Source organism: Cognatundibacterium luofuense (genome assembly GCF_018139685.1).
Lineage (GTDB): Bacteria > Pseudomonadota > Gammaproteobacteria > Burkholderiales > Burkholderiaceae_D > Undibacterium > Undibacterium luofuense.
The window spans coordinates 1-334 of sequence record NZ_JAGSPN010000395.1; the positions used below are offsets into that span (position 1 = coordinate 1).

General features: G+C 49.7%; 1 pseudogene. It reads left to right on the forward strand.

Annotated features, from left to right (window positions below):
* Positions 1-248 (forward strand): annotated as a pseudogene (locus tag KDM89_RS20920) (hypothetical protein); the annotation flags it as partial.
* Positions 249-334 lie beyond the last annotated feature (86 nt).

Genomic DNA, 334 nt, shown 5'->3' on the forward strand with positions numbered 1-334 from the left:
AGCAGATAGACCGATTTGCCCAAGGCGTGCGTGAGAGGCTGTTGGAAAAGCAAGAGCTGTTAACTGCTACAGAGCCTGAACTGCCTGAAGACATTGATGCCACCTCCACCGCAGTCTGGATACACAAGGTCTTAAATCAGGAGTTGCCTGTTCCGGCGAATATCGCAGAGCAAGTCAGGCTGTGCGTCAGCATCAGTCGCCGGTTACATGGGCTGACAGCGAACGCCGTTGAGTATTTAGCACAGTAAGGCTTAGATAAATAAAGCTACGCTATTCGCAGGGAGGGGCGTAGTGTCTAAAAAAAATGCACCGGTTTTAAAGCCAGTGCATTTTT